A 553-nucleotide genomic window follows, 5' to 3' on the forward strand; every position below is an offset into this window, starting at 1 on the left:
CCTCGGTCGAGTCGCACAAGGAATAACGGCCGCTCAACAAATTATAGGTCATGCCCTTGCTGCCGACGGTATCCAATCCGGCTTGGCGGCACATGCGCGCGAGTTCTGCCGGCGTGATGAATTTTTTCCAGTCGTGCGTGCCTTTGGGGACGAATTTCAACAGATATTCTGCGCCGACAATCAGATGCAGATAAGATTTGGGATTGCGGTTGATGGTGGAGAAAAACACCATGCCGTCGGGTTTGACCAGTTTCGCGCAGGCTTGAACGATGGCAGACGGATCGGGAACGTGTTCCATCATTTCCATACACGTTACCACGTCAAAGCTGTGCGGCTCTTCGGCAGCGAGGTCTTCGACGCGGATGCAGCGGTAATCAATATTGGCAACGTGTTGGCTGGCCGCATGGGCAGCGGCGGTTTGCAGGGATTTTTCCGCCATATCGATGCCGGTAACGTGTTCTGCGCCGCGTTTGGCCATGCTTTCCGACAAAATACCGCCGCCGCAACCTACATCCAGCACGCGTTTGCCTGCCAATCCGGCATAGCCGTCGAT

The 553-nt window shown here is 55.5% G+C and carries 1 protein-coding gene; it reads right to left on the minus strand.

The genetic code is table 11. From position 1 onward, the window contains the following. Positions 1-553: bifunctional 2-polyprenyl-6-hydroxyphenol methylase/3-demethylubiquinol 3-O-methyltransferase UbiG (ubiG, locus tag ACTHUR_RS17170; protein ID WP_440399913.1), on the minus strand; the 553-nt coding region annotated here is incomplete at both ends.

The sequence above is a fragment of the Neisseria sp. P0021.S007 genome (assembly GCF_051956855.1).